The organism is Mycobacterium sp. E136, assembly GCF_001666865.1.
Taxonomy (GTDB): Bacteria; Actinomycetota; Actinomycetes; order Mycobacteriales; family Mycobacteriaceae; genus Mycobacterium.
Genome location: NZ_LZJE01000259.1, coordinates 1 through 6,162 on the forward strand (window position 1 = coordinate 1; position 6,162 = coordinate 6,162).

Sequence of the window (6,162 nt, forward strand, 5' to 3'; positions counted from 1 at the left end):
CGATCGGCCCGGCCATGGTCTTCGGCTACCGCGCGGGTCTCGCGGTCTCCGCGCGCGTGTAACCTTCCCTCTCCCTCGCGAGCAGACGCGAAACTGCCTATTTCACGCGGAAATTGGGCAGTTTTGCGTCTGCTCGCGAAGGAGTCAGGCGACCGCCATACCGATGAAGTAGCTGCTCAACAGGCAGGTCGCGACGAGAACCACCCAGCCGTCGGTGAGGCGGCACAGCCAGGCCGGGGCGTGGCGCACCTCCATGAACTCCCGGAAGATGATGCGCACCTTGATCAGAGCGATGGCAATCGCGCTGACGGTGACCACGGTGCTGGCCTTCAGCGTGCCGTTCTGGTCGACCGCTTCGTCCATCCAGACGTAGGCCAACGTCAACAGCGTCAGCACCGCCCAGGCGATCATGAGCCTCTTGTTCGACGCGTCGGTCACCGCTCACCTCACCACGTAGAGCATCGCGAAGATCAGCACCCACAGGAAATCCACTGTGTGCCAGTATGTTGCACCGGTCTCCACGAGTTCCTGCGAGCGTCGCGCCGGGCTGCGTAACTGGTACACGACCACGCCCAACACGATGAAGCCGATGAGTACGTGAATGCAGTGCAGCGACGTGAGGAAGAAGTAGTGTTGGAAGAACTCGTCGCTGGTGAACGTGTTCCCCATCCGGATCTCCAGGATCCATTCGCACACCTTCGAGATGACGAACGTCGCACCGAGACCGACTGTCACCCAGGCGAACGTCATCGCCGAGCGGTAGGAGCCCTCGCGTGCGGCGCGAACACATCGAGCGATCGCCCACGAACTGGTCAGCAGGACAATGGTGTTGAACACTCCGATCCGCAGATCGAGATCCGCTTGGGACTCCAGGAACAGATCCGCGTTCTGCGTGCGCAGCGCCAGGTAGACGGAGAAGTAGCCGGTGAAAAGCATGGCCTCGAACAGCACGAACAACCACATGTCTGGCTGACCGGGCACCCGCCGCTGTGGCTTGTCGTCGAGCCGTTTCGACTCGCCGGCGACCAGATCGGTCATCGAACCGCCTCCACGGTTTGCGGTGGTTCGGTGACACCTTTCGACGGCAGGTCGGGCAGCGGCCCCGTCCCGAAGTCCTCTCGTTCGATCATCTTTCGCAGCAACATGATGAACGCCGCGGTGTAGAGGATGAACACGACCATGTTGATCCACCACGCGATCGCACCGTTCCAGGCGAAGGCACCGCGCTGGAAGATCCAGGCCGGCGCGACGACGACTTCGGTCAGCGCGTTGCACAGCCCCAGATATGCGAACCACTTCGGGAACACGTTGTTCTTGTCCAGCAGGATCGCGACCAGCCAGACCACCGAACCGACCAGGAAGACCCCCATCGTTCCGCTGAACGACAGGAACGCGAAGTCATACATCCACACGATCAGTTCGGGGTCGCGGTCCGGCCGCAACGCGCCGACGGTCATCGCGATGGCCATTACCAGCATGCCGGGCAGGGCGGCGAGCGAATACATGATCAGGTACGAGTAGGCGAACACGCGGCTCACCGACATTCGCCACATCGAGTATGCGAGAAGGGCATTCATCGGTGCACACATGCCCGAGATCAAGAACACGACGCCGAACCCCGTGAGCAGACCGAGATGACGATCGGCGAACCACTGCACCACCAAAGGTGTGTCCCAGTCGGGGCTCGGCGGTGGCTGCACCCGGGTGACGAGGAAGAACAGCACGCCGTACAGCTGATAGAAGATCACCATCACCCACCACGCGAACCACAACTCACGCTTGGGGTGGTAGCGGCAGTTCCAGACCAGGCGGGCTAGCCGCGACTCGCCGGGCGGCTCGGGCGGTGCCATCGGTTCGGTGCTCGAGCTCATGCGGCGACCGCGACCTCTGACCGTTGGCGGCGGATGTTTTGGGCCAGAACGATTCCCATCACTGCGATCCAGACCGCGATCGCGATGTTCTTGACCCAGAAGGACAGCACGCCGTCCCACGCGAACGGGCCCTCGAACGTCACCGCACCGAAGGCCGCCGGCATCAGCGCGACGGCGATGAGCAGGTTGAAGTGCGCCACCCAACGGCGGAAAACGGGCTGATCCCGCCGATCCCAGTAGATCGCCAGTGCCAAAATCAGGCACTGCGCGATGAGATAGGGCACCAACACCGTGAAGGTGACCCAGGCGAGGTCGTTGAGCAGTTGTGTGAGCTCGGGGGAACGCTCGGGTCGGAAGGAGCCCAGCAGCCAGAACATGTTGGCGATCAGGAACAGCGTCGGCGGCCCGCCGGCGCACGCGATCAGGCAGTAGGACAGGATCGGCGTCCGGTGTGCCATCTTGCGGACCTGCATCGCAATCAGGACGACAGTCGGGATCAGCCCGACGCCGAACCAGTTGAACAGGATCATGCTGTACCGGATTCGGGCCGTCTCGTCGCGGTAGAAACCCGCGACCTCCTCGGCGGACATCGTCGGCGACATCGGGTGCAGGAAACCGGGAAAAAGGAAGAAGGCCGAGGCCCAGATGATCACCATCGCAGGCAACGCCCACAGCATGATCAACTCGCCATCAGTTCGTCTCATCGTCCGTCCCAACGCTAGTTGCCGATCGGCTACTCGGACGGTAGCCGATCGGCAACCAAGCGGTCAATGCTCGGCTACCCTCGTCGATGTGGCCACGGCAGAGCAGAGATTCAGCGCGATCACGCGTACCGCGGCCCAGACGCGCGTGCTCGACGCCGCATTGGAGCTGATCTCCGAGCACGGAGTCAGCGGGACATCGCTGCAGATGATCGCCGACGCGATGGGTGTGACGAAGGCGGCGGTGTACCGCCAGTTCAAGACCAAGGAAGAGATCGTCATCGCGATTACCGAGCGGGAGATGAGCAAGCTCGAGGATGCTCTGGAAGCCGCCGAGGCTCAAGGACATCCGCTGCGAGCGCGCGAGGTCCTCCTCGACCGGATGATCGAGCAGGCGATCGATCGTCGTGGCGCGTTCAGCGTGCCCCTCTTCGATCCGGTCATCATCCGGTTGCAGGCCGAGTACGAACCATTTCAACGGTTCATCGAACGCCTTTATGCCGCGCTGCTCGGCACCGAGGCAGGTGTCGAGGCGCGATTGCACGCGGCGATGCTGTCGAGCGCGATCAGCGTCGCGGTCATGCACCCGCTACTGGCCGACATCGACGGCGAAACGCTGCGCGTCCAGCTCGAGCAGATGACGCGCCGCATGCTGGACCTGCCCGCTCAAGGCTCGTCGCGCAGGACGAAAAGGCGCTCGGCGGCGGTGTAGGGGTCGTCGTCGCCGTCGGCGACGGCCGCCGCCAACCGGTCGAGCTCGGGATGAGTACGCAGCAGCGTCTGCGCCAACGACAAGATCTGCGCCCTGGCCCGCGCGGCGCGTCGTTCTGGACTGTCGGAGCGGTGGTGCGCCTCGATGGCATCGACGAGTTCGGCAAGGCCCTCACCCTGTGCCGCAACGAGTTTCAGGACCGGGGCCATCGTCTCGGCACGTAGGTCGCGCACGGTCTGATCGGCACCCTCGCGGTCGGCCTTGTTCACCACGACGATGTCGGCCACTTCCAACAGGCCGGCCTTCGCCGCTTGCACGGCGTCACCGGCGCCGGGATTCAGGATGACGACGGTGGGATCGGCGACGGCCGCGATCTCGATTTCGGATTGCCCGACGCCGACGGTCTCCAGCACCACCAACCCGTAGGACAGCGCCGCGAGCACTCGGATCGCCGCCGGTACCGCTGCGGCCAGCCCGCCGAGATGTCCGCGCGCCGCGACGGATCGGATGAGCACGTCGGGATCGTTGATGTGGGCGGCCATTCGGATCCGGTCGCCGAGCAGCGCTCCCCCGCTGTACGGCGACGACGGGTCGACCGCCAGCACCGCGACACGTTCACCGCGTTCCCGATATGCGCCCACGAGCGCCCCGACCGTCGTCGACTTCCCCGCTCCCGGCGGACCGGTCACGCCCACGACGCGTGGTAGGTCGACAGGTCCGATCGCTTCGAGAAGCTCGCTGCGCCGGGGGCTTTCGGCAACGCTGAGCAGCCGGCCGGTCGCGCGGGCCGATCCGTTGCGCGCCGCCTCGATGAGCTCGGCGAAGCGGTCTAAGCTGGTCATCGATTGGCAGTCTACGGAGCCGGCACCTCGATGACCGTGGCCGATCCCATCCCGCCGCCGGCGCACATCGCCGCGACCCCGATCCCGCCGCCACGTCTGCGCAGCTCGTGTACGAGCGTGACGAGCATCCGCGCGCCGGTGGCTGCGACCGGATGGCCGAGTGAGCAACCGCTTCCGCTGACGTTGACGCGATCGGGATCGATGTCGAGCAATTTGACGGTCGCCACGCACATCGACGCGAACGCCTCGTTGATCTCGAACAGGTCGAGGTCGGCCATCGAAATGCCCGCGCGCTTGAGCGCTTTCGGGATCGCCTCGACGGGCGCGAGCCCGGTGAAGGCGGGATCGACACCGACCGACGCCCACGCCTTGACGGTGCCCAGCGAGGGCAGGCCCAGCCGGTCGCTGGCCAGCGTCAGCACCGCGGCACCGTCGTTTGCGCCACACGCATTGCCCGCGGTGATGGAGAAGCCCTCGATCTCGGGATGCAGCGGTTTGAGCGCGGCGAGCTTCTCGATGCTGGTGTCGCGGCGCGGATGCTCGTCGGTGTCGAACATTCCGTACGGCGTCTCGATGCCGACGATCTCGTCCTTGAAGCGGCCCTCGTCGATCGCCTGGATCGCCTTGCGATGCGAGCCGAGCGCCCACTCGTCCATCTCCTCGCGACTGACGCCCGCACGGACGGCGGCGTTCCAGCCGACGGTGATCGACATGTCCATGTTGGGCGCGTCGGCGCGGTCGGGATGGGTGGGCGGGAACCAGTCGAGCATCGCGGCGTCCTTCGCGCTGCTGGCGCGGCGGGTGAAGCGCGGTGTGGTGGACGCGGAGTTCACGCCGCCGGCGATCACCACCTGGTCCATGCCGGCGCGGATGCTCGCGGCGGCACTCTGCACGGCGGCCTGCCCTGCCGCGCAGTGCCGGTTGTTCGACAGCCCGGGCACCGAGGTCAGGCCCGCGGTGATCGCGGCGTGGCGAGCGATCACGCCGCCGCCGTAGAGGCCCTCGCCGAGGATGACATCGTCGATCGTCAACCCGTCGATCTCACCCGCCGCCGCGCCGACGACGTGTTCGGCCAGCTGATAGGCGTCGGTGTCTCGCAACGTCCCCTTCATCGCAGTACCGATGGGGGTGCGCAGGGCGGTGACGATCGCGGCTTCAGGCATGGGTTACTCCGTCTCGACAGTATGAGAATGCTATTCTCTCAAGCCGAGAGTGCCAGTTGCAAGAAGGGGAACCACATGCAAATCGCGGGTAGCTCGGCAATCGTGGTCGGCGGGGCCGGTGGCCTCGGCGAGGCGACGGTTCGGCGTCTGCACGGCGCCGGAGCCAAGGTCGTGGTCGCGGACATGGCCGATGACAAGGGCAAGAAGCTCGAAAGCGAACTCGGCGTGCGCTATGTCCGCACCGATGCGACGTCGGAGGAGTCCGTCAACGCAGCGATCGCCGAGGCTTCTTCGCTGGCTCCCCTGCGCATCTCGATCGACACCCACGGCGGACCGGCGAGCGGCGGCCGGCTCATCGGCAAGGACGGCTCACCGCTGGCCCTCGACGGGTTCAAGACGACGATCGAGTTCTACCTCACGGCGGTCTTCAACGTGATGCGGCTGGCGGCCGCGGAGATCGCGAAGTCCGAGCCGCTCGATGAGGGCGCCCGTGGCGTCATCGTCAACACGGCGTCGATCGCCGGTTACGAGGGCCAGATCGGACAGCTGCCGTACGCCGCGGCCAAGGGCGGCGTGATCGGCATGACTCTCAATGCCGCACGCGATCTTTCGCCGCTGGGCATTCGGGTGGTCACCATCGCGCCGGGCACCATCAACACCCCCGCGTATGGGCAGGCCGCCGATCAGCTCGAGCAGTACTGGGGTCCGCAAGTGCCGTTCCCGAAGCGGATGGGCCGGTCGACGGAGTATGCGCAGCTGGCGCAGAGCATCGTCGAAAACGACTATCTCAACGGCGAAATCATCCGCCTCGACGGAGCGCTGCGCTTCCCGCCCAAGTAGCCCCTCTCCCCCTTTGCCCGCGAGCGTGCGTGT

8 protein-coding genes are annotated in these 6,162 nt (G+C 65.7%); 2 read left to right on the plus strand and 6 right to left on the minus strand.

What is annotated here, in order from left to right:
- Positions 1 to 144 precede the first annotated feature (144 nt).
- The 4 genes from A5698_RS17175 to A5698_RS17190 are packed head-to-tail and all read right to left on the minus strand — an operon-like array spanning position 145 to position 2,575.
- A complete protein-coding gene (locus A5698_RS17175) occupies positions 145 to 411 on the minus strand; it encodes a cytochrome C oxidase subunit IV family protein (protein WP_502688941.1) in 267 nt (88 codons plus the stop codon).
- A 30-nt stretch (positions 412 to 441) separates the two neighbouring features.
- Positions 442 to 1,038: a cytochrome c oxidase subunit 3 gene (locus A5698_RS17180; protein WP_068299329.1), complete on the minus strand. Its 597-nt coding sequence runs from the start codon at positions 1,036 to 1,038 to the stop codon at positions 442 to 444.
- A complete protein-coding gene (locus tag A5698_RS17185; protein WP_082963919.1) occupies positions 1,035 to 1,850 on the minus strand; it encodes a hypothetical protein in 816 nt (271 codons plus the stop codon). Before A5698_RS17185 ends, A5698_RS17180 begins: the two co-directional genes overlap by 4 nt.
- 17 nt (positions 1,851 to 1,867) lie before the next feature.
- Positions 1,868 to 2,575, minus strand: coding sequence for a hypothetical protein (locus A5698_RS17190; protein WP_068299332.1), 708 nt, complete (start codon positions 2,573 to 2,575; stop codon positions 1,868 to 1,870).
- Positions 2,576 to 2,663: 88 nt separating this feature from the next.
- Between A5698_RS17190 and A5698_RS17195 the strand changes: the two genes are divergently transcribed.
- Entirely contained in the window at positions 2,664 to 3,284 is a 621-nt protein-coding gene (locus tag A5698_RS17195; protein WP_068299335.1) for a TetR/AcrR family transcriptional regulator, read from the plus strand.
- On the opposite strand, the gene A5698_RS17200 is transcribed toward A5698_RS17195, so the two are convergent.
- Positions 3,239 to 4,126, minus strand: coding sequence for an ArgK/MeaB family GTPase (locus tag A5698_RS17200; protein WP_068299338.1), 888 nt, complete (start codon positions 4,124 to 4,126; stop codon positions 3,239 to 3,241). The genes A5698_RS17195 and A5698_RS17200 overlap by 46 nt on opposite strands.
- Positions 4,127 to 4,137: 11 nt before the next feature.
- Positions 4,138 to 5,289 carry a thiolase family protein gene (locus A5698_RS17205; protein ID WP_068299341.1) on the minus strand — a complete coding sequence of 384 codons (1,152 nt, stop codon included), beginning with the start codon at positions 5,287 to 5,289 and terminating at the stop codon, positions 4,138 to 4,140.
- 75 nt (positions 5,290 to 5,364) lie between these two features.
- On the opposite strand from A5698_RS17205, the gene A5698_RS17210 reads away from it, so the two are divergent.
- Complete coding sequence (locus A5698_RS17210; RefSeq protein WP_068299345.1) at positions 5,365 to 6,129, plus strand: SDR family NAD(P)-dependent oxidoreductase; 765 nt, start codon at positions 5,365 to 5,367, stop codon at positions 6,127 to 6,129.
- Positions 6,130 to 6,162 lie beyond the last annotated feature (33 nt).

Coding starts and splice junctions, on each gene's coding strand:
- A5698_RS17175 (WP_502688941.1), bottom strand. CDS start 411: ATGATCGCCTGGGCGGTGCTGACGCTGTTGACGTTGGCCTACGTCTGG.
- A5698_RS17180 (WP_068299329.1), bottom strand. CDS start 1,038: ATGACCGATCTGGTCGCCGGCGAGTCGAAACGGCTCGACGACAAGCCA.
- A5698_RS17185 (WP_082963919.1), bottom strand. CDS start 1,850: ATGGCACCGCCCGAGCCGCCCGGCGAGTCGCGGCTAGCCCGCCTGGTC.
- A5698_RS17190 (WP_068299332.1), bottom strand. CDS start 2,575: ATGAGACGAACTGATGGCGAGTTGATCATGCTGTGGGCGTTGCCTGCG.
- A5698_RS17200 (WP_068299338.1), bottom strand. CDS start 4,126: ATGACCAGCTTAGACCGCTTCGCCGAGCTCATCGAGGCGGCGCGCAAC.
- A5698_RS17205 (WP_068299341.1), bottom strand. CDS start 5,289: ATGCCTGAAGCCGCGATCGTCACCGCCCTGCGCACCCCCATCGGTACT.
- A5698_RS17210 (WP_068299345.1), top strand. CDS start 5,365: ATGCAAATCGCGGGTAGCTCGGCAATCGTGGTCGGCGGGGCCGGTGGC.